This window comes from Streptomyces cynarae, assembly GCF_025642135.1.
GTDB lineage: Bacteria > Actinomycetota > Actinomycetes > Streptomycetales > Streptomycetaceae > Streptomyces > Streptomyces cynarae.
In genome coordinates, this window is the sequence record NZ_CP106793.1 from 6,760,333 (window position 1) to 6,781,035 (window position 20,703).

22 protein-coding genes are annotated in these 20,703 nt (G+C 71.5%); 5 read left to right on the forward strand and 17 right to left on the reverse strand.

From position 1 onward, the window contains the following. Positions 1 to 9: 9 nt before the first annotated feature. Together N8I84_RS30705 and N8I84_RS30710 are read left to right on the forward strand one after the other, a co-directional pair. On the forward strand, positions 10 to 618 hold the full coding sequence (locus N8I84_RS30705; protein ID WP_263232657.1) for a TIGR03086 family metal-binding protein: 609 nt from the start codon (positions 10 to 12) through the stop codon (positions 616 to 618). A 55-nt stretch (positions 619 to 673) separates the two neighbouring features. Beyond that, positions 674 to 1,291 carry a DsbA family protein gene (locus N8I84_RS30710; protein WP_263232658.1) on the forward strand — a complete coding sequence of 206 codons (618 nt, stop codon included), beginning with the start codon at positions 674 to 676 and terminating at the stop codon, positions 1,289 to 1,291. A gap of 8 nt (positions 1,292 to 1,299) precedes the next feature. Here the strand turns inward: N8I84_RS30710 and N8I84_RS30715 are convergent, their stop codons facing one another. From N8I84_RS30715 to N8I84_RS30780, 15 genes are all read right to left on the reverse strand, one after another. Next, on the reverse strand, positions 1,300 to 2,037 hold the full coding sequence (locus N8I84_RS30715) for a sirohydrochlorin chelatase (protein ID WP_263232659.1): 738 nt from the start codon (positions 2,035 to 2,037) through the stop codon (positions 1,300 to 1,302). Positions 2,038 to 2,045: 8 nt separating this feature from the next. Then, entirely contained in the window at positions 2,046 to 2,936 is an 891-nt protein-coding gene (locus N8I84_RS30720; RefSeq protein ID WP_263232660.1) for an ABC transporter permease, read from the reverse strand. After that, positions 2,923 to 3,726 (reverse strand): ABC transporter ATP-binding protein, encoded by an 804-nt coding sequence (locus tag N8I84_RS30725; RefSeq protein WP_263232661.1) that lies wholly within the window; start codon positions 3,724 to 3,726, stop codon positions 2,923 to 2,925. The genes N8I84_RS30720 and N8I84_RS30725 overlap by 14 nt, the downstream gene beginning before the upstream one ends. Positions 3,727 to 3,738: 12 nt before the next feature. Beyond that, the gene (locus N8I84_RS30730; protein WP_263232662.1) at positions 3,739 to 4,851 is read right to left on the reverse strand and encodes an ABC transporter substrate-binding protein; all 1,113 of its coding nucleotides are present in this window, start codon (positions 4,849 to 4,851) and stop codon (positions 3,739 to 3,741) included. A gap of 309 nt (positions 4,852 to 5,160) precedes the next feature. Beyond that, on the reverse strand, positions 5,161 to 6,489 hold the full coding sequence (locus tag N8I84_RS30735; RefSeq protein ID WP_263232663.1) for a sulfate adenylyltransferase subunit 1: 1,329 nt from the start codon (positions 6,487 to 6,489) through the stop codon (positions 5,161 to 5,163). A gap of 2 nt (positions 6,490 to 6,491) precedes the next feature. Then, a complete protein-coding gene (gene cysD, locus N8I84_RS30740; RefSeq protein WP_263232664.1) occupies positions 6,492 to 7,430 on the reverse strand; it encodes a sulfate adenylyltransferase subunit CysD in 939 nt (312 codons plus the stop codon). 91 nt (positions 7,431 to 7,521) lie between these two features. After that, positions 7,522 to 8,058 carry an adenylyl-sulfate kinase gene (gene cysC / locus N8I84_RS30745; RefSeq protein ID WP_263232665.1) on the reverse strand — a complete coding sequence of 179 codons (537 nt, stop codon included), beginning with the start codon at positions 8,056 to 8,058 and terminating at the stop codon, positions 7,522 to 7,524. Positions 8,059 to 8,084: 26 nt separating this feature from the next. After that, a complete protein-coding gene (locus N8I84_RS30750) occupies positions 8,085 to 8,795 on the reverse strand; it encodes a phosphoadenylyl-sulfate reductase (protein WP_263232666.1) in 711 nt (236 codons plus the stop codon). Next, a complete protein-coding gene (locus tag N8I84_RS30755) occupies positions 8,792 to 8,971 on the reverse strand; it encodes a hypothetical protein (protein WP_263232667.1) in 180 nt (59 codons plus the stop codon). The genes N8I84_RS30750 and N8I84_RS30755 overlap by 4 nt, the downstream gene beginning before the upstream one ends. Next, complete coding sequence (locus N8I84_RS30760) at positions 8,968 to 10,659, reverse strand: nitrite/sulfite reductase (protein ID WP_263232668.1); 1,692 nt, start codon at positions 10,657 to 10,659, stop codon at positions 8,968 to 8,970. The genes N8I84_RS30755 and N8I84_RS30760 overlap by 4 nt, the downstream gene beginning before the upstream one ends. Before the next feature lie 123 nt (positions 10,660 to 10,782). Beyond that, positions 10,783 to 10,866, reverse strand: coding sequence for a putative leader peptide (locus N8I84_RS42855; RefSeq protein ID WP_309486338.1), 84 nt, complete (start codon positions 10,864 to 10,866; stop codon positions 10,783 to 10,785). 127 nt (positions 10,867 to 10,993) lie between these two features. Beyond that, complete coding sequence (locus tag N8I84_RS30765; protein ID WP_263232669.1) at positions 10,994 to 11,566, reverse strand: GNAT family N-acetyltransferase; 573 nt, start codon at positions 11,564 to 11,566, stop codon at positions 10,994 to 10,996. 70 nt (positions 11,567 to 11,636) lie between these two features. Then, positions 11,637 to 13,013 carry a hypothetical protein gene (locus tag N8I84_RS30770; RefSeq protein ID WP_263232670.1) on the reverse strand — a complete coding sequence of 459 codons (1,377 nt, stop codon included), beginning with the start codon at positions 13,011 to 13,013 and terminating at the stop codon, positions 11,637 to 11,639. Positions 13,014 to 13,145: 132 nt separating this feature from the next. Beyond that, on the reverse strand, positions 13,146 to 14,435 hold the full coding sequence (locus tag N8I84_RS30775; RefSeq protein WP_263232671.1) for a GAF domain-containing protein: 1,290 nt from the start codon (positions 14,433 to 14,435) through the stop codon (positions 13,146 to 13,148). 326 nt (positions 14,436 to 14,761) lie between these two features. Further along, entirely contained in the window at positions 14,762 to 16,396 is a 1,635-nt protein-coding gene (locus N8I84_RS30780) for an acyl-CoA dehydrogenase family protein (RefSeq protein WP_263232672.1), read from the reverse strand. Positions 16,397 to 16,516: 120 nt separating this feature from the next. Here N8I84_RS30780 and N8I84_RS30785 point away from each other — a divergent pair, with 120 nt between their 5' ends. Beyond that, on the forward strand, positions 16,517 to 17,665 hold the full coding sequence (locus tag N8I84_RS30785; protein ID WP_263232673.1) for a YihY/virulence factor BrkB family protein: 1,149 nt from the start codon (positions 16,517 to 16,519) through the stop codon (positions 17,663 to 17,665). Positions 17,666 to 17,687: 22 nt separating this feature from the next. Then, a complete protein-coding gene (locus N8I84_RS30790; RefSeq protein ID WP_263232674.1) occupies positions 17,688 to 18,401 on the forward strand; it encodes a helix-turn-helix transcriptional regulator in 714 nt (237 codons plus the stop codon). Here N8I84_RS30790 and N8I84_RS30795 read toward each other — a convergent pair. Further along, positions 18,384 to 18,785 carry a VOC family protein gene (locus N8I84_RS30795; protein WP_263232675.1) on the reverse strand — a complete coding sequence of 134 codons (402 nt, stop codon included), beginning with the start codon at positions 18,783 to 18,785 and terminating at the stop codon, positions 18,384 to 18,386. The genes N8I84_RS30790 and N8I84_RS30795 overlap by 18 nt on opposite strands. A 124-nt stretch (positions 18,786 to 18,909) precedes the next feature. Between N8I84_RS30795 and N8I84_RS30800 the strand changes: the two genes are divergently transcribed. Beyond that, the gene (locus N8I84_RS30800) at positions 18,910 to 19,566 is read left to right on the forward strand and encodes a ThuA domain-containing protein (protein ID WP_263232676.1); all 657 of its coding nucleotides are present in this window, start codon (positions 18,910 to 18,912) and stop codon (positions 19,564 to 19,566) included. On the opposite strand, the gene N8I84_RS30805 is transcribed toward N8I84_RS30800, so the two are convergent. Next, positions 19,563 to 20,597, reverse strand: coding sequence for a LacI family DNA-binding transcriptional regulator (locus N8I84_RS30805; protein WP_263232677.1), 1,035 nt, complete (start codon positions 20,595 to 20,597; stop codon positions 19,563 to 19,565). The two genes, N8I84_RS30800 and N8I84_RS30805, sit on opposite strands and share 4 nt — an antisense overlap. Positions 20,598 to 20,703: the final 106 nt, after the last annotated feature.

Genomic DNA, 20,703 nt, shown 5'->3' on the forward strand with positions numbered 1-20,703 from the left:
CGTGGAGGCATGAGCGATGCCTACCACAACGTGCACCCCTACCTCGTCGAATGCGCCGCCGAGGCCGCCCGCGTCGCCCGGGGCGTCCGGGCGGAGATGCTGCCCGAGCCGACCCACTGCACCGACTGGGACGTCCGTGCCCTGGTGAACCACTGGGTCCTGTACACCTCGCACGGACTCGAACACCGCGCCCTGCGCAAGCAGCTGCCCGAGGAACTGACCGCACGCGACTTCACCGCGGACCCCGGCTGGGCGCGCGGCTACGCCGAGCAGCTCGACCGCGCCGTCGCCGCCTGGGACGACCCCGCCGTCTGGGAGGGGGAGATCGACCTCGGCATGGCGAAGATGCCCGCGGACGAACTGGCGCGGATGCTCGTCAAGGAGCTGGCCGTCCACGGATGGGACGTCGCCACGGCCACCGGCCAGGAGTACCGGATCTCCGAGGGCGCCGCGCGGCTCGTCCTGGACGTCGTCGAGACCCACGGCGACCTCTACCGCCAGTACGACGGATTCGCCGACCCCGTGCCCGTCCCCGACGACGCGCCCGTCTTCGAGCGTGCCCTGGCGGCGAGCGGACGCAATCCGCGGCAGACCCCGGTGGGCGAAATGGACCACTGACGAGGCCGGTGATTGGACCAGGCATCCGCGCCAATCGGCGACTAGCGTCGGCGGTATGCCGAACACCTCTCCCGTCCGCGTCGACGCCTACTTCGACCCCGCCTGCCCCTTCGCCTGGATCACCTCCCGCTGGCTGCTGGAGGTCGAGCGCGAACGCCCGCTCGACCTCCGCTTCCACGTGATGAGCCTGTACCTGCACAACGTGGGCAACGAACTGCCCGACTGGTACCGCACGCTGGTCGACAAGTCGATCGGCCCGGTGCGTGTCGCCGTCGCCGCCGCCGAACGGCACGGCGAGAAGGTGCTGCGTGATCTGTACACCGCGTTCGGGACCCGTATCCACGAGCGCGAGACGGAGGACTTCGACGCGGTGATCACCGAGTCCCTCGCCGAGCTCGGACTGCCGGCCGACCTCGCCGCCGCCGCCCACGACCCCGCGTACGACGAGGCCGTACGCCGCAGCCACGACGCCGGCGCGGAGCCCGGCTCGGGCGGCTATGTGGGAACACCCACCGTCCATGTGGACGGAACGGTGTGGTTCGGCCCCGTGCTGCGGGCCATCCCCCGGGGCACCGCGGCGGTGGAACTCTTCGACAGCTTCCGGGTTCTGGCCGCGCACCCGGACTTCTTCGAGCTGAAGAGGACAAGGACGGGGGCACTCCGCTTCGACTGACCGAAAAGCTAGGCTCCGAGCGCCGTCAGTGCCGGAAGCCGGGCCTCGTCGTAGCGGTCGAGTACGGCCCGCGCCACCTCCGGCGCGGGTCCCAATACCTCGGCCAGGACATCCGCCCCGGCCGCGCCCCGCGCGATGCGGTCCGGCAGGAAGCCGGGCGCCAGGACGTACGGCGCCACGGCCACCCGGGAGCAGCCCAGCGCGCGCAGCTCGCGCACCGCGTCCTCGGTGCGCGGAAGGGATGCGGAGGCGAACGCAGGCCGCACGGCGCACCAACCGGTGTGCCGCCACTCCCGCGCGATGTCAGCGATCACTGCGATCGCCTCCGGGTCGGTGGACCCCGCCGAGGCCAGCACGACCCCGGTCGAGGACTTGTCGGCGGGTGTCAGGCCCGCCTCGTACAGACGCCGCTCCAGGGCGGCGAGGAGCAGCGGCGACGGTCCCAGGACGTCCGCCTGCCGGATCCTCAGCCTTGGCGGCGCCTCCCGCAGGACCGCCGGGATGTCGGCCTTGGCGTGGAACGCTCGGGTCAGGAGGAGGGGGAGCGCCACCACGTCCCGGACGTCCTGAGCCGCCAGGGATTCCAGCACCCCCTGTACGGACGGGACGTTGAAGTCCAGGAAGCCGGTCTCCACGCGCAGCCCGGGCCGGAGCGACCGCACCCGCCGTACGAGGGCGTGCACGGTCGCGGCGTGCCGCGCATCGCGGCTGCCATGGGCGATCACGAGGAGGACCGGGTTGTGCATGAGGCGGCTCAGCCCTTCACCAGCAGACCGCGGCTGCGCAGCACCCACCGCTCCAGCGGGCTGAAGATCAGCAGGTCGATGGCGATGCCGACGAAAAGGATCAGGATGATGGCCTCGAACACCATGGACATGGAACTCGCGTTGCGGCCGTTCTCCAGCAGCGCGCCCAGGCCGATGCCGAGGTCGGGCGAGGAGGCGATGATCTCCGCCGCCATCAGCGAGCGCCAGGAGAACGCCCAGCCCTGCTTCAGCCCCGCCAGGTAGCCCGGCAGCGCGGCCGGCAGCACGATGTGCCAGGCGCCCCTCAGACCGGTCGCGCCCATCGTGCGGCCCGCGCGCAGGAACAGCGGCGGCACCTGGTCGATGCCGGAGACCAGGCCGTTGGCGATGGAGGGGACCGCGCCGAGCAGGATCACCGCGTACATCATCGAGTTGTTCAGGCCCAGCCAGATCACCGCAGGCGGCACCCACGCCACCGACGGCAGCGACTGCAGACCGGACAGGACCGGTCCGATGGCCGCACGCACGAACTTCACCCGAGCCACCAGCAGACCCAGCGGGGTGCCGATCGCCAGCGCGAACAGGAAGCCGAGCAGACCACGCGAGACGCTCGTCCAGATGTAGCCGAGCAGCGTGCCCTGAAGCCAGGCGTCCTTGAACTCGCCCGCCACGGCGCCGGGGGAGGGCAGCTTGGTCGGGTCGTCGACGACCTTGAAGGAGATCAGCGCCTGCCACACCACCAGGACCAGCGCGATTCCCACGAGCGGCGGGAAGATCTTGTTGACGAAGGTCTGCCGGAACGGCGTACGACTGGTGACCGTGGTCTCCAGCGCGTCGAGACCGGCCTCCACACCGCCCAGTTCGGTGCCTGCCGTCGTCTTGGTCTCAGTGCTGGCCATGGCGGCGGATCTCCCCACGCAGTACTTCGGTGATCTCGAGCGACAGCTCAGCGACGGGCGCGTCCTCGATACGGCGAGGCTGCGGAATGCCGACCGTCCACTCGCGGGCCACGCGCCCCGGGCGGGAGGACAGCAGCACCACGCGCTGCGCGAGCCGCACCGCCTCGCGCACGTTGTGCGTGACGAACAGGACCGACACGCCCGTCTCCTGCCAGATACGGGTCAGCTCGTCGTGCAGCAGGTCCCTGGTGATGGCGTCCAGCGCGGCGAACGGCTCGTCCATCAGCAGCAGCCGGCTGTCCTGCGCCAGCGCGCGGGCCATGGCGACCCGCTGACGCATACCGCCGGACAGCTCGTGCACGCGCTTGCCGTACGAGCCCTTCAGCCGCACGAGTTCCAGCAGCTCCTCGGCGCGCCCGCGCCGGTCGCTCTTCGGAACACCCCGGAGCTTCAGGGCGAGTTCGATGTTCTTGCCCGCGGTCAGCCACGGGAACAGCGCGTGCTCCTGGAACATCAGGGCCGGGCGGCCGTCCGTCGTGATGGAACCGCCGGTCGGCTTGTCCAGGCCCGCCACCAGGTTCAGCAGCGTCGACTTGCCGCAGCCCGAGGCCCCCAGGAGGGTGACGAACTCGCCCGGCGCGACATCGAGGCTGATGTCGTCCAGCACGAGCTGCTGCCCGCCCGGCACCGGGAAGGACTTCGAGACGTGCTCAAGGCGTGCCGCCTGGTCGACGGACTCGGCGGCCGCGGCGAGGGTCGTGGCCATGGTCGTCACCTCCTGGGAACTCATCGGCTGCGGGCTTTACTTGACGCCGAGACCGGCGTCGCTGACGGTCGGCTCACCCTCGGCCTTGAGGACCTTGTTCAGGAGGGTGAGGTCGTAGATGCCGTCCAGCTGCGGGTCCTTCAGCAGACCCGCCTTGACCGCGTGCTGCGCCTCGGTGTCCAGGGTGGCGGCCAGCGGGTCGTCGGTGAACTGGATCGACTTCCACGCCGGGTCGAGGACCTTCGCCGGGAGCGCCTTGCCGGAGTCGACCGCCAACTGCTGGTTCGCCGCCGCCTTCGCCGCGTCCGGGTTGGCCTTGATCCACTTGTTGGTCTCGACGGACGCCTTCAGCACGGCCTCGACGGCCTTCGGGTGCTCCTTGAGGAACTTCTGCGACACGATGATGTTCGTGATCACGAACTTCTTGTCCGGCCACAGCGAGGACTCGTCCAGCAGCACCTTGCCGCCCTCGGCGACCAGCTTGGACGCGGTCGGCTCCGGCACCCAGGCGCCATCGATGGAGCCGGACTTGAAGGCGTCCGGGGTGACCTTGTTGTCGGTGCGGACCACCGACACATCGCCCTTGCCGCTCTGCGCGTCGACCTTCCAGCCCTGCTCCGCGATCCAGTTGAGGAACGCCACGTCCTGCGTGTTGCCGAGCTGCGGGGTGGCGATCTTCTTGCCCTTGACGTCCGCCAGGGACTTGATCTTCTTCGGGTCGACCACGAGCTTCACGCCGCCGGACGCCGAACCGCCGATGATGCGCAGGCTCTTGCCGTCGGACTTGGTGTAGCCGTTGATCGCCGGGGAGGGGCCGATCCAGCCGATGTCGATGGAACCGGAGTTCAGCGCCTCGATCTCGGAGGGGCCCGCGTTGAAGATCTGGTACTTGGCCTGGGTGGCGCCGAGCGCCTTCTGGAAGAAGCCCTTCTGGACACCCACGAGCGCGGTGCCGTGGGTGAGGTTGCCGAAGTAGCCGATCTTGACGGAGTCGAGGCCGTCGATCTTCTGGGCGCCGGCGGCGACCTTCTGGTCCGAGGGGGTGCTGGTCGACTTGGAGCCGTAACCGCACGCGGCGAGCGTGAGGAGCGGGAGAGCGGCGGCCACGGCTATGCCGCGGCGGAAGAGAGTCGAGCGGTTGGCAGGCACGGGAGGTGTTCCTCTCGTTGGCCCGGCGGTCACGGTCCTTCGGGTCGTGGCCGGGAGGTCGGCAAAGGTCTTCGTCGCTTCCGGGATGGGGGTACCTCCCTGCTCATGGGGGTCCCCCCGCTCGAGCGAAGCCGAGAGTGGGGGAGAAGCCGCGAGCTTGGGGGAGGGTGGGGGGACGGGGCGCGCAGGCAGTGCGCGTACGTCATCGCGCACATCGCGCCACTCCGCCCTGCCCGCTGCCGAGGGCGCCGCTGCCGACACGGCCGCCCTCCTTGGCGAACGTCGAGTAATAGCAGGTGGTGCTCATGATCAGAAGTCCCACCCGTCGTCGTCGGCCTCGTCCTTGACCGGCTCGGGCGTGGCGAACGACTCGCCGACCATGCCCGCGGTCAGCGTGGTGCCGTCGGACGGGTCGATCAGGATGAACGAACCCGTGCGGCGCGAGTCCGCGTACGAGTCCACCGGCAGCGGCTCGGCGGTACGGATCTTCACGCGGCCGATGTCGTTGGCGACGAGCTGCCCCGGGTGCGGGTGCAGGGACAGGTCGTCGAGCGTGAGCCGGGACGGGATGTCCTTGACGATCGCCTTGACCGTGCGGGTTCCGTGCTTGAGCAGCACCCGGTGGCCGACCGTCAGCGGCAGGTCGGCGACGTGGCAGACGGTCGCCTCGATGTCCTGGATGGTCGGCGGCGCGTCCTTGCTGGGCACGATCAGGTCGCCGCGCGAGATGTCGATGTCGTCCTCGAGGAGCAGCGTCACCGACTGCGGCGTCCAGGCCACGTCGACCGGCTCGCCCAGCAGGTCGATGCCGGAGACCTTCGTCGTACGGCCGGACGGCAGGACGGTGACCCGGTCGCCGACCCGGAAGGAGCCGGCCGCGATCTGACCGGCGTAGCCGCGGTAGTCGGGGTGCTCGGTGGTCTGCGGGCGGATCACGTACTGCACGGGCAGCCGCGCGTGGCAGTGCGCCAGGTCGTGGCTGACCGGAACGGTCTCCAGGTGCTCCAGGACGGTCGGGCCGCCGTACCAGTCCATGTGGGCGGACGGCTCGACCACGTTGTCGCCCTCGAGCGCCGAGATCGGGATCGCGGTGACCTCCGGGACGCCAAGCTCGGTCGCGTACGCGGTGAACTCCTCGGCGATCTCCGCGAAGACGGACTCCTGGTAGTCGACCAGGTCCATCTTGTTGACGGCGAGGACCACGTGCGGGACGCGCAGCAGGGCGGCGATCGCGGCATGGCGGCGGGTCTGCTCGACGACTCCGTTGCGGGCGTCGACCAGGATGACGGTCAGCTCGGCCGTGGAGGCGCCGGTCACCATGTTGCGGGTGTACTGCACATGGCCGGGGGTGTCGGCGAGGATGAACCGGCGGCGGGGCGTGGCGAAGTAGCGGTACGCCACGTCGATGGTGATGCCCTGCTCGCGCTCGGCGCGCAGACCGTCCGTCAGCAGCGCCAGGTCCGGGCCCTCCTGGCCGCGGCTGGCCGAAGCCCGCTCCACGGCCTCCAGCTGGTCCGCGAGCACCGACTTGGAGTCGTGCAGCAGCCGTCCGACGAGGGTGGACTTGCCGTCGTCGACCGAACCGGCGGTGGCGAACCGCAGGAGGGTGGTGGCGGAGAGTTCCGTGGTGGTGGTCATGGCTAGAAGTACCCCTCGCGCTTGCGGTCCTCCATGGCGGCCTCCGAGAGCTTGTCGTCGGCCCGGGTCGCGCCCCGTTCGGTCAGCCGGGAGGCGGCGATCTCGGTGATGACCTGCTCCAGGGTCACCGCGTCGGAGTCGACGGCACCGGTGCAGGACATGTCACCGACGGTGCGGTAGCGCACGAGGCGCCTCTCGACCGTCTCGCCGTCCTTCGGGCCGCCCCACTCGCCGGCGGTCAGCCACATGCCGCCCCGCTGGAACACATCGCGCTCGTGTGCGAAGTAGATCTCCGGCAGCTCGATGCCCTCCCGGGCGATGTACTGCCACACGTCCAGCTCGGTCCAGTTCGACAGCGGGAACACGCGCACGTGCTCACCGGGCGCGTGCCGCCCGTTGTACAGCTGCCACAGCTCGGGGCGCTGACGGCGCGGGTCCCACTGCGAGAACTCGTCCCGCAGCGAGAACACCCGCTCCTTGGCGCGCGCCTTCTCCTCGTCGCGCCGCCCGCCGCCGAAGACGGCGTCGAACCGCTCGGACTGGATCTTCTCCGTCAGCGGCAGCGTCTGCAGCGGGTTGCGGGTGCCGTCCGGGCGCTCCTTGAGCACACCGCGGTCGATGTAGTCCTGCACGGAGGCGACATGCAGCCGCAGGTTGTGCTTCGCCACCGTGCGGTCGCGGTACTCGAGGACCTCGGGGAAGTTGTGCCCGGTGTCCACGTGCAGCAGCGCGAACGGCACCGGCGCGGGCGCGAACGCCTTCAGCGCCAGGTGCAGCATGAGGATGGAGTCCTTGCCGCCGGAGAAGAGGATCACCGGGTTCTCGAACTCGCCCGCCACCTCGCGGAAGATGTGCACCGCCTCGGACTCGAGGGCGTCCAGGTGGGAGAGGGCGTACGGGCTGCTGTCCGTGCCCCCCTGGATACCGGCGACGGTCGTCATGCTGCGCCCCTTTCGTTCGCTTCTCCGCCCACGCGGCGCAGAGGTGCGGCCATCGGCGTCGTCTGCGGCTGAGCGGCCGCGTGTGCGTCGCTCACAGGAGTCCCCTTTCGCTGAGCAGCGCGTACACGGACGCCGCGGACTCCTGTACGGTCTGGTGCTGCGACTCGATCCGCAGGTCCGGCGACTCGGGCTCCTCGTACGGGTCGTCGACGCCCGTCAGGCCCTTCAGCTCGCCGGCGGCCTGCTTGGCGTACAGGCCCTTCACATCGCGTACCGAGCACACATCGACCGGGGTGGCCACGTGCACCTCGAGGTACGCCGTGCCGTTCTGCTGGTGGCGCTTGCGCACCGCCTCCCGGCTGTCCGCGTACGGCGCGATGACCGGGACGAGGGCCTTGACACCGTTGCTGGCCAGCAGTTCGGCGACGAAGCCGATGCGCTGCACGTTGGCGTGCCGGTCCTCCCGGCTGAAGCCGAGGCCCGCGGAGAGGAACTCGCGGATCTCGTCGCCGTCGAGCACCTCGACCCGGTGGCCCTCCTCGCGCAGCCGGCCCGCCAGCTCGTGGGCGATGGTGGTCTTGCCCGCGCTCGGCAGACCCGTGAGCCAGACGGTGGCTCCGCTCGTCACGTGTGTCTCCTGAATCTCTGTCATGGTCAGCCGTGCAGCCCGCACTCGGTCTTGGCACGGCCCGCCCAGCGGCCGGCGCGTGCGTCCTCGCCCTCAAGGACCCGGCGGGTGCAGGGCGCGCAGCCGACGGAGGCGTAGCCGTCCATCAGCAGGGGGTTGGTCAGCACGCCGTGCTCGGCGACGTAGGCGTCCACGTCGTCCTGCGTCCAGCGGGCGATCGGCGAGATCTTGACCTTCTGCCGCTTCTCGTCCCAGCCGACGACCGGGGTGTTCGCCCGGGTGGGGGACTCGTCGCGGCGCAGGCCGGTCGCCCAGGCGTCGTAGCCCTTGAGGCCCTCCTCCAGCGGCTGGACCTTGCGCAGCTTGCAGCACAGGTCGGGGTCGCGGTCGTGCAGCTTCGGGCCGTACTCGGCGTCCTGCTCGGCGACCGTCTGGCGCGGGGTGAGCGTGATGACGTTGACGTCCATCACGGCGTCCACCGCGTCGCGGGTCCCGATGGTCTCCGGGAAGTGGTAGCCGGTGTCGAGGAACACCACGTCGACGCCGGGCATCGCGCGCGAGGCGAGGTGGGCGACCACCGCGTCCTCCATGGACGAGGTCACGCAGAAGCGCTTGCCGAAGGTGTCGGCCGCCCACTGGAGGATCTCCAGTGCGGAGGCGTCCTCCAGGTCACGGCCGGCCTGCTCGGCGAGCGCCTTCAGCTCCTCGGCCGTCCGTTCCGTCTGAGTCGTGCTCATATCTCGTCCCCTCCGCTGTCGGCTCGCTGAAGCCCCTGGGCGAGCAGCCCGAGGAACTTCAACTGGAAGGCTCGATTGCACGCCGCGCATTCCCACGCGCCGTGGCCCGCTTCGCTCGGACGCAGGTCCTCATCGCCGCAGTAGGGGCAGTAGAAGGGGGCGGCACGCTCGCTCACGACAACGCCTCCTCGGAAGCGCGGGAAGCCCAGGTCGCGAACCGCTCGCCGTCCTCGCGCTCCGCCTGGTAGCGCTTGAGGACCCGCTCGATGTAGTCCGGCAGTTCCTCCGCGGTGACCTTCAGACCGCGGACCTTGCGGCCGAACCCGGCCTCGAGGCCGAGCGCGCCGCCCAGGTGCACCTGGTAGCCCTCGACCTGCTCGCCCTTGTCGTCGAGGACCAGCTGGCCCTTGAGACCGATGTCCGCCACCTGGATACGGGCGCAGGCGTTCGGGCAGCCGTTGAGGTTGATGGTGATCGGCTCGTCGAAGTCCGGCAGGCGCCGCTCCAGTTCGTCGATGAGCGAGGAACCGCGCTGCTTGGTCTCGACGATGGCGAGCTTGCAGAACTCGATGCCGGTGCAGGCCATGGTGCCGCGCCGGAACGAGGACGGCTTGGCGGTGAGGTCGAGCGCCTCCAGGCCGTCGACCAGGGAGTCGACCTGCCCCTCCTCGACATCGAGGATGATCATCTTCTGCTCGACGGTGGTGCGGACCCGGCCCGACCCGTGGGCCTCCGCGAGGTCCGCGATCTTCGTGAGCGTGGTGCCGTCGACGCGGCCGACGCGCGGGGCGAAACCGACGTAGTAGCGGCCGTCCTTCTGGCGGTGGACGCCGACGTGGTCGCGCCACTGCTGGACGGGCTGCTCGGGAGCGGGACCGTCGACCAGCTTCCGCTTGAGGTACTCGTCCTGAAGCACCTGGCGGAACTTCTCGGCGCCCCAGTCGGCGACGAGGAACTTAAGACGGGCCCGGTTGCGCAGCCGCCGGTAGCCGTAGTCACGGAAGATCGACAGGACGCCCTCGTAGACGTCCGGGACCTCCTCCAGCGGCACCCACGCGCCCAGTCGCACGCCCAGCTTGGGGTTGGTGGACAGACCGCCACCGACCCACACGTCGAAGCCCGGCCCGTGCTCGGGGTGCCGTACGCCGACGAACGCCACGTCGTTGATCTCGTGGACCACGTCGAGGAGCGGCGAGCCCGAGATGGCGGTCTTGAACTTCCGGGGGAGGTTCGAGTACGCCTTGTTGTTCAGGACGCGGCGCTTCATCTCCTCCAGCGCCGGGGTGGCGTCGATGATCTCGTCCTCGGCGATGCCGGCGACAGGGGAGCCGATCATCACACGGGGAGTGTCACCGCAGGCGGTGACCGTGGACAGGCCGACGGCCTCCAGGCGGTTCCAGATCTCGGGCACGTCCTCGACCTGGATCCAGTGGTACTGGACGTTCTGCCGGTCGGTGATGTCGGCGGTGCCGCGCGCGAACTCCTGCGAGATCTCGCCGATGACGCGCAGCTGCCCGGTGGTGAGCGCTCCGCCGTCGATGCGGACCCGCATCATGAAGTACTCGTCGTCCAGCTCCTCCGGCTCCAGGATCGCGGTCTTGCCGCCGTCGATCCCGGGCCTGCGCTGGGTGTACAGGCCCCACCAGCGCATGCGGCCGCGCAGGTCGTTGGGGTCGATGGAGTCGAAGCCCGCCTTGGAGTAGATCGTCTCAATGCGTGTCCGCACATTGAGACCGTCGTCGTCCTTCTTGAACTGCTCGTTGCCGTTGAGCGGGGTGAAGTGACCTGCGGCCCACTGACCCTCGCCACGGTGACGGCTCACCTTGCGGCGGGGCGTGGCGGGATTCTGCGGGGTGGCGGCCATGGTGGATACGTCCTTCGGGACAGGCAGGAGAGCGGCTCTGACCTGCGCGCGCGGGCGCACGAGAAGATGTGCGCGTCCTTGCGCGAGGGTGGAAAAGGGGGAAACCGGACTGGCTGGAGGCTGTCAGCTCGCCGGACAGATGGCGCTGGACATGCGGCCGAGATCGACGTGCCGTCGACTCACCAAGGCAATTCCAGTTCCGGACATGACGGAAGCGTGTCATGGCGATCTGGACACAGTCCAGCTTCATCCACCATGCGGACACCCTTGTCCCGCTATGTGAGACTAGGGTGTCCTCGGTCACATCGCCCGGACGCGCTCGCGTCCGCGCAGGTCAGAGGCCGTGCGCCCCTGGCCAAGGACCCGGTGCGGCAACTTCCGCCTGCTCCTCGACCTTGGTGTCGAACAGCCGGAACCCGCGGCGGCGGTAGTTCTCCATCGCGTGCTCCCCGTCCAGGCTGCACGTATGCAGCCACACCCGCTTCGTCGGCGTCCGCCGCGGCCAGCGGTCCGCGAGGTCCCAGGCGCGCGCGGTCCCGTACGACAGCAGGTGCCCGCCGATCCGCCGCCCCCGGAAGGCCGGCAGCAGCCCGAAGTAGACGATCTCCACGACCCCGTCGTCCTGCGGCTCCAGCTCGACGTATCCCGCGGGTGTGCCCCGGTCGTAGGCGACCCAGGTCTCCACGCCCGGCCGGTCCAGGTGCTCCTGCCAGCGTGCGTACGTCCAGCCGAGCCGGTCGATCCAGCGGATGTCCCCACCGACCGACGCGTACAGGAACCGGCTGAACTCCGGCGACGGCACCTCGGCGCGGACGATCCGGACATCGCCCTCGGGGGTCGCGGCGGGCAGTAGATCGCTCGGGGACGTCTGCTCCAGGGACCACGTGGTCACGGTCATGCTGCTCATGCGGTCAGGGAATCACGAGGGCGAGCGGTACGACAAAGGGCCCCGGCACCCTGCCCGGCCGGTCGGCGCGCTACTTCAGGGCGTCGTCCACCGCGTCCAGGGGCACCGCGTACAGCACCCGCCCGTCGGCCGGCCCCGATCCGTCGCCGCTCGCCGCGCCCTCCGTGAGCGTCCACAGCTCGCCCGTCTCCCGCCAGTACGACAGGGACGCGGTGTGCCGACCCCAGCAGGCGTGCGTCCCGTCGGCCGCACAGGTGGCCGTCTGCGCGCCGGAGGTGGTCTGCCGCCACAGCGTGCCGTGCCGACCGCCGACCGAGGGCGCGCGGTCGACGTACCAGTCGGTCCGCACCGCCCCCTCGCGCCGGTGCGACAGTACGCCCTGCACCCCGGCCGCCGCCGTCTCGTAGGCCTCCGTCGCCCTGACGTCGCCGTGGGCGTCCGTGGCGAGCAGGCCCGCGCGGCCGGGCGCGGTGCTGAACGCGTACCGCCACACCCGGGCCGTCCGCCCGCTGCCCCCGGGGCGCGGCGACTCGCTCGCCACCAGGCTGGCCGGGACGGTGGTGCGGTCGAGGGAGAGCGTGGTGAAGCAGGGCACCCCGTGGTCGTCGGCCGCCGAACAGGGGCCGCCGGTCAGCCGGTAGGAGCCGACCGTCGGCAGCACGTACTGGTAGCCGTCCGCCGCGTAGCCGCCGTCGACCCGTCCGATCGCGGTGCTGTCGACGTTCGCCCGCAGTATCCGGTGCAGGTCGAACACCAGCAGCGAGTCGCGTGCGGTGACGAATAGTTTGTCCCGGTACCACACCATGCCGGACAGGCCGGTGCGGACGGCGGTGAAGTTCTGGCCCCCGTCGCGCGGGGCCGCCAGCAGGACCCAGCGGTAGGCGAGTCGGTAGGGGTCGTCGGCGTCGACGAAGGCGACCCTGGCGAAGCCCCGCTCGGCTGCCGGGCCGCCGGGGCGGTCCTGGTGCGTCCAGCCGGACAGGATGACCCGGTCCGGGCCCCACAGGCCGTCGGCCTCGGCGTCCCCCGAGGTGGTCACGGACCGCGGCACCCACTGCGGGGTCGTCGCGTCGCCGTGGTCCCAGCAGTACGCGCGCGTGGCGGTCGGCCGCACGGGCAGCGCGGCGGTCTCGGCGGCGTCGCACGCGGACAGGTCGCGCATGGTGCGGTCGGCGGAGGAGAGCACGCCGTGGACGTCGACGGCGCCGCCCATCGCGCGGGTGAGCGCGTCGAGGGCGCGGTGGTCGGTGAGGTCCTCGTGGAGGCGGAGCTTCGCGGTCTCGGCCGCCGAGGTGACGCGGGTCAGGCTCCCGGGGTTGTCGCCGCCCGCGGCCTGCGAGGTGCTGATCAGCGTGGCGGCAGCGGTCAGCGCCAGCGCGGTGCCGGCCAGCGTCGCCCGCAGTGCACGCCCCCGGCGCCTGCGGCGGTGCCTGCCACGGTGCTTCATACAACCTCCCGGCGTAGGCCAACTGCTCCTCGTGGTCCGTACGTTGACGTCAGGAGCGGGTGGGGTGGCCTGTAAGGAGGGATGCTACGGCAGACGGATGGGGGACCGGCCGAAGACCCGGGAAAAGCAGGGTTATCCCCACGTTCGGGTGCGCCGAACTCTCACCACCCCAGGCGCCGTCGAGTGCGGCAGCAGGTCGTTCGGGTCGTCCGGGATGAGCAGGTCCACCTCCGCCGACTCACGGAAACGATACGGCCGGTGTTCCAGGAACGCCCCCAGGTACCGCCGTACCCGGGACATCTCGGCGCGGACCGTGACTGTGCGGGCCGGGTCGCCGAACAGGTCGGACGCCAGGGCCCCGGCCGTGCGGCCCTCGCGGTGCAGGGCCAGCAGGTACAGCAGTTCCGCGTGCCGGGGGCTGAGTTCATGGGTCCAGGAGCCCGTGTCCCCGAAGACGGTCACCGACCAGCGGCGCGGCTGGGAGACGTCCAGGACGATCCGCGTCACCTGTGCGGGAGCGGGCGCGTCCGCGGCGCGGATCAGCCAGCCGCCCGGCAGCGGCTCCACCGTGCACGGGCCCAGCGCCGGCAGCAGGCAGCGGCCGGGCCCGAGCGACGCGGGCAGCGCCACCCGGCCGGTGTACGGCATCCCGGTCACCGCCGCCGTCCAGCCGTCCTTGTCCACGGCCACCGCCCGGCCGCCGAGCCGCGCGAGCAGCGGGGCCGCCACCGCGCGCAGCCTCTCGAGCGCGTTCAGATGCGTCTCCCGCAGCCGGGCCTCGGCGAGCCGGGCCACCGACTCCACCCACGCGAGCGTCGCCGGATGCATCGTCTCCAGCGGGCCGCTGACGTCCACCACCCCGATCAGCCGGCCGTCGCGCGGGTCCGTGACCGGGGCGCCGGTACACGTCCAGGAGGCGTGGGAGCGTACGAAGTGCTCGGAGGCGAACACCTGTACGGGTCGCCGGGTCACCGCCGGGGTCCCCACGCCGTTGGTGCCGACGACCTCCTCGCCCCAGTCCGCGCCCGGCTCGAAGCCCAGCCCGTCCGCCTTGCGCAACACCGGCGCGCTGCCCTCACGCCACAAAATCCGCCCGTCCGCGTCCGAGACGACCATGATGTGGTGCGCGACGTCCGCCACCGACAGCAGGCCCTCGCGCAGCACCGGCAGCACCTGCCGCAGCGGGGAGTCCTGGCGGCGGCGCTCGATCTCGTCACGGCCCAGCGGGTCGGCACGGACGTCGTGGTCGGGGTCGACCCCGCGGCGCATCATCCGCCCCCAGGACGCCTCGATCACCGGACGCGGCGGGACGGGAGCGCGCTGCCCCGCGAGCGTCGCGCTGCGCACCTCGCTGAGCAGGCGCGCCGCCTGCCCGACGTCCAGGGCGGCGAGCCGCGTGACCTCTCTGGCCGAGTACGCCACTGGAAACCTCCCCCAAGGCTGTCCGTCCCCGTCGACGGATTCCGGCCGAAGGCGCCCCCCCGGCCCGTGTCGACGGTGGTTCTCATACTGCCGCCTGCGGCCGACGGAGGGAGGAAGTCCGGCCAGAGCGGGCACGGGAAGTCCGGCCGGAGCGGGCGCGGGTTGCAACCCTTTGCAACCCTGGCGAAGGGCCAAGCCGTGGTTGAAACTTGTGCAACGCCGCTCAGACGGCGTCCGCGCTCCTTGAACGGGGCCGGCAGGCGGGGGTGGTGCCGAGTCGGCGCAGCACCACCCCTGCCGCCATCGATCCCTACGGCAGGAGCAGCTCAGGCGACCGGCCGCGCCCGCTCCACCACCGTGGCCAGATCCAGGGTGTGCGGCAGAGTGCCGAATGCCGTGCCCCAGTCGCCGCCCAGGCGCGAGGCACAGAAGGCGTCCGCGACCTCCGGGGGCGCGTACTGCACAAGGAGCGCCCCCTGGAGCACCAGTGCGATCCGCTCCACCAGGCGGCGCGCCCGGGCCTCGATGCCCTCCAGGTCGGCGAGTTCGGTGAGCAGGTTCTTGATCGCGCCGTCCAGACGGTGGTCCGCGCCGCGCGCCCGGCCCACCTCCTGGAGGAAGGCCTCCAGGGCGTGCGGCTCTCGCTGGAGCGCGCGCAGCACGTCGAGCGCCTGCACGTTCCCCGCGCCCTCCCAGATGGAGTTGAGCGGCGACTCGCGCAGCAGCCGGGGCATGCCGGACTCCTCGACGTAGCCGTTGCCGCCGAGGCACTCGGCGGCCTCCGTCACCACCGGCGTGCACCGCTTGGTCACCCAGTACTTGGCGGCCGGCACCGCGAGCCTGAGGAACGCCCGCTCCCGCTCGCTCCCGTCGTCGTACGCCGCCGCCAGCCGCAGCCCCAGCGCCGTCGCCGCCTCCGACTCCAGGGCCAGATCCGCGAGCACGTTGCGCATCAGCGGCTTGTCCAGGAGCCGCCCGCCGAACGCCTCCCGATGGGTGCAGTGGTGGATCGCCTGCACCACCGCCTGCCGCATCAGCGAAGCCGAGCCGAGGACGCAGTCGAGCCGGGTCGCCGCCACCATCTCGATGATGGTGCGCACCCCGCGCCCCTCCTCACCGACCCGGCGCGCCCAGGTGCCGTCGAACTCGACCTCGCTGGAGGCGTTGGACCGGTTGCCGAGCTTGTCCTTCAGTCGCTGGATCATGAACACGTTGCGCGTGTCGTCCTCGAGCACCCGCGGCACCAGGAAGCAGGTCAGCCCTGCCGGGGCCTGCGCCAGCACCAGGAACCCGTCCGACATGGGCGCCGAGCAGAACCACTTGTGGCCCGTCAGCTCGTACGTGCCGTCCTCGGCGAGCGGCCGGGCCGTCGTCGTGTTGGCGCGTACGTCGCTGCCGCCCTGCTTCTCCGTCATGCCCATCCCGAAGATCACGCCGGCCTTCTCGGCGGCCGGGCGCAGCCCCCGGTCGTAGACCAGGGAGGTCAGCCGGGGCTCCCACTCGGCAGCGAGGACGGGATCCGTGCGCAGCGCGGGCACGGCGGCGTGCGTCATCGACAGCGGGCATCCGTGGCCCGCCTCCACCTGGCTCCAGATCACGAACGACGCCGCCCGGCGCACATGCCCGCCCGGCCGCGTCCAGGCCGCGGTCAGCCCCGCGGCGACGCCCTTGCCGAGGAGCCGGTGCCAGGACGGGTGGAACTCCACCTCGTCGATGCGGTTGCCGTAGCGGTCGTGGGTGCGCAGCTTTGGTGGGTTCTCGTTGGCCTGTGCCCCCCACTCCTGCACCTGCGCGGAGCCCGCGCTGAGCCCGAGCCCCGACAGCTCGGCGCGCACCTCGTCCAGGAGCGCGGGGTCAAGATGCCGCTCGACGGCCTCCACGAGGGCACGGTCAGCGGCGAAGACGTCATATCCGACCAGCGGCGGAGCCTGATTGGTCACAGTGTGCGTGCTGGCTGCCATGGCCCTGAAACTACCCCTCGGTACGCGATCGGTCACCCGTATCGCCGAGAGGATGCGCCACACCGGGGGCCGCCCCACTGCGGGGTGAGCAGCGGCCCGGTCGGCGGATACCGTTAAGGCGTGCAGCCAGCAGCAAGTGAAACCTCCGAGCGGCCGCCCGGCCGTCTCCACCGGGCGCGTGCCCTCTACCGGAACGTCTCCAAGCGCAGGACCGCCTGGCTGCTGCTGAAGGACATCGTCGACTCGTGCATGGAGTACCGCGTCCTCGGGCTGGCCGCCGAGGCGGCCTTCTTCACCCTGCTCTCCGTGCCGCCGCTGCTGCTGTGCCTGGTCGGACTGCTCGGCTACGTCGACCACTGGACCGGGACCGACACCATCCAGAGCCTGCAGAACAACATCCTGGACGCGTCCCGCACGGTGCTGTCCGACCGGGGCGTCAAGGAGATCGCCCAGCCGATCCTGCACGACGTGCTCAAGGCCGGCCGACCCGACGTCGTCTCCATCGGCTTCCTCTTCGCCCTGTGGTCCGGATCCCGCGCGGTGAACGTCTTCATCGACACGATCACGGTGATGTACGGGCTCGACGGCACCCGGGGCATCGTGAAGACCCGGCTGCTGGCGTTCGTGCTGTTCATCGTGGCGCTGCTGATCGGCTCGGTGGCGCTGCCGTTGATGGTGGCGGGTCCGGACGCGGTGGTGAACGTCGTGCCCTGGTCGACGACCGTGGTGCAGGTCCTGTACTGGCCGGTGGTCATCGTCCTGTCGATCGTGTTCCTGACCACGCTCTACCACGTGTCCGTCCCCGTGCGCTCACCCTGGGTGGAAGACGTGCCGGGAGCCCTGGTCGCCCTCGCGATGTGGGTGCTGGGCAGCTTCCTGCTGCGCATCTACCTGACGCACACGGTCGAGGGCCCCACGATCTACGGTTCGCTGGCCGCCCCCGTGGCCGTGCTGCTGTGGATCGGCGTGTCCGCCTTCGCCGTCCTGGTGGGCGCCGCCGTCAACGCCGCGATCGACCGCGTGTGGCCCGCCGCGGCGACCGCGGCGGCCCGCGAGGCGAACGAGCGGCTGCGCGCGGAGCAGGCCGCCGAGTACATGGCCCGCGCCGCCGCGGCCCGCGCACCCGACCCCGACGACCCGGACATGCCTTCGGAGTTCCCGGAACGCTGGTCCCGCTTCCTGCCCCCGGAGGACGTCACCTCCCGCCTGCGCACGCAGGTGCGCAGCAGCCAGATTCACCAGCAGAAGAGGGAGGGACCGGCGGACTGAGCGCCGGCATAGCCTGAGGAGCGTGGCTGTGGAACGAGGCTTCGCGACCGCCGGGTACGCCGAGCGGGCGTCCCGGCTCCCGGGCGCCGTCGTGTGGACGAACCTGCCCTCCGCCGCCGGACGGCCGGTGCTGCCCGACGGCTGCATGGACCTGCTGTGGACCGAGGGCAGGCTCCTGGTCGCGGGCCCGGACACGCGCGCGTACCGCCCCGAGGGCCCGCCCGTCCGCTGGGCCGGCGTCCGTTTCCACCCCGGCACCGCACCCGCCTACCTGGGCGTCCCCGCCCACGAACTGCGCGACCGGCGTGTCGAGCTGGCCGACCTGTGGCCCGCGGCCGAGGTGCGCCGGCTGACCGGCCGCGTGGACGCCGCCGCCGACCCCGCCGCGGCGCTCGAGGAGCTCGCCCTGGAGCGCGCCGCCAGCTCCTCGGACCCCGATCCGCTGCTCGGCGTGCTGGTCGCGGCACTCGGCTCGGGCCGCCCGGTCGCCGCCACCGCCGACGCACTCGGTCTGAGCGCACGCCAGTTGCGCCGCCGCTCGCTCGCCGGGTTCGGCTACGGGCCGAAGACCCTGGCCCGTGTGCTGCGGCTGCAGCGCGCCCTGGCGCTGGCCCGCTCGGGGGTGCCGTTCGCCGAGACCGCGGCCCGCGCGGGCTTCGCCGACCAGGCGCATCTGGCCAGGGACGTGCGGGAGCTGACGGGGATGCCGCTCAGGGACCTACTCGCGCGGGCCTAGGTCCGCGAACAGGTCCACCCCGTTGCCGTCGGGGTCGTGCACGACCGCGTACCGCATCCCCCACACCGCGTCCCACGGCTTGAGCTCGCCGTGGTACCCGGCGGCCACCATGTCCTCGTAGACGCCGTCGACCTCGGCGGGGGAATCGCACCGGAAGGCGAGCGAGACGCGTCCGCCGCCGACGGGCGCACGCCACCCGGGGTGGAAGGACCGCACGGTCTCCTCGGGATCCAGCGCGAACCGCAGCCCACCGGGCAGTTCCGCCTCGACGTGCGGCAGCTCCTCGGCACCCTCGGGGAAGACGAGCCCCAGGCGACGGTAGAAGGCGAGGGAGGCGGCCAGGTCGGAGACGACGAGGCCGACCACATCGAATCGTGGAGTCATGCGGCCACGCTAGGCGGGCGAGCGGGGGCGGGTCTTGAAGGAATCGGACAGGTCCCCGGAAGCCGAAAGTTTCGGTCCCCGCCTGCTGTTGGGACGGCCCCGCCACACGCCTAGGCTCGGTGCCATGCCGTTCCGCGTCCTCGTGTACTCCCGCACCACCGCCTACCGCCACGACTCCATCCCCGATGCCGTGGCCGCCGTACGCGACCTCGGGGCCGCGCACGGTTTCGAGGTCGACGCCACCGAGGACCCGGGGGTCTTCGAGACTCCCCTCGGCGCGTACGGCGCGGTCGTCTTCCTCTCCACCAGCGGTGAGGTGCTGACCCCGGCAGGGCGGGAACAGCTGACGGCCTACCTGCGGGACGGCGGCGGTTTCGTCGGCGTGCACGCGGCCGCCTGCACCGAGTACGACTGGCCGTACTACGGCGAACTCCTGGGCGCCTGGTTCGACCGGCACCCCGCGTACCAGCCGGGCAAGGCCGTCGTCGAGGACCGCGGGCATCCGGCGACACGGCACCTGCCCGCCGTCTGGGAGTTCACGGACGAGTGGTACGACTTCCGTACCAATCCGCGTGACTCGGTCCGGGTGCTCGTCTCCGCCGACGAGTCGTCGTACGAGGGCGGCGGGATGGGCGCCGAACATCCGCTCGCCTGGTGCCGTGAGCAGGGCGCGGGCCGAGTCTTCTACACGGCACTCGGACACGCCTCGGAGGCGTACCAGGACCCCGGCTTCCGCGCCCACCTCCTGGGCGGCATCCGCTGGGCGGCTCAGTCGGACTAGCGGGGCGGTGGCGCCGTGCTGGCCCGTTCCACCAGGCGGGTCGACAGTTCGGTGCGGGTGCCCTCCGGTCGAGCGCCGGCCATCATGCGCACCAGCAGCCGGAGCGCCGTCGCGGCCATCTCCCCGAGCGGCTGCCGAACGGTCGTCAGCGGGGGTGTCGCCCAGCGCGCCTCCGGCAGGTCGTCGAAGCCGACGACGCTGACGTCGTCCGGCACCCGCAGCCCCCGCTCCGCGAGCGCCGCGCACGCCCCGAGCGCCATCCGGTCAGAGCAGGCGAAGACGGCCGTCGGCGGCTCGGGCAGGTCCAGCAGTTGCAGGGTGCGCCGGTGGGCGGTCGCCTCGTCGAAGTTGCCGTGGCGCACGTACTCGGGCCGGTACGCGATGCCCGCCGCGGACAGCGCCGAGCGGTACCCGGCGACCCGTGCGCCGCTGCACAGCTTGCGCCGGTAGCCGCCGATGACCGCGATCCGCTCGTGCCCGAGGTTCAGCAGGTGCTCGGTGGCGGCCACCCCGCCCTGCCAGTTGGCGGCACCCACCGACACCACGCCCGGCGGCGGCTCCGACACCGGGTCGATGAGGACGTACGGAATGCGGTGCTGGTCCAGCCAGGCGTACTGGGACGGGGTCAGCTCGTCCAGGTTGAACAGGACGCCGGCGGAGCCGCGCGCCGACAGCTTGTCGAGCCAGCCGCGCTCCGGGTGTCCGTCCCGGGCGCGGTTCCGGCTCGTGGAGACCACCACCTCCAGGCCCGCGTCGTGTGCGGCCTCCGTCACGCCGTGCAGGATCGCCCCCGACCAGGAGCTCTCCAGCGAATGCACCACCAGGTCGACGAGGGCGGGCGGCTTGTTGGCCTCGAAGCGGGGTCTTCTGACGTAACCGAGCCGGTCCAGGGCCTCGGTGACGCGGCGCCGGGTCTCGGGTGCCACGTCCTCACGGCCGTTGACCACCTTGGACGCCGTCGGCACGGAGACACCGGCCTCGCGTGCGACGACCGCGAGGGTCGGTCCGGCCGCGCCTGCGGTACGCACCATGGGCCCACCTCTCCGGCCCCGTCCCGGGGGCCCTGGAACTCCGTTGACGGCAACCACTCATGGCAAGCGCTTTCTACATTAAGGCCGCGGTGAGTTGCCGTGGAAG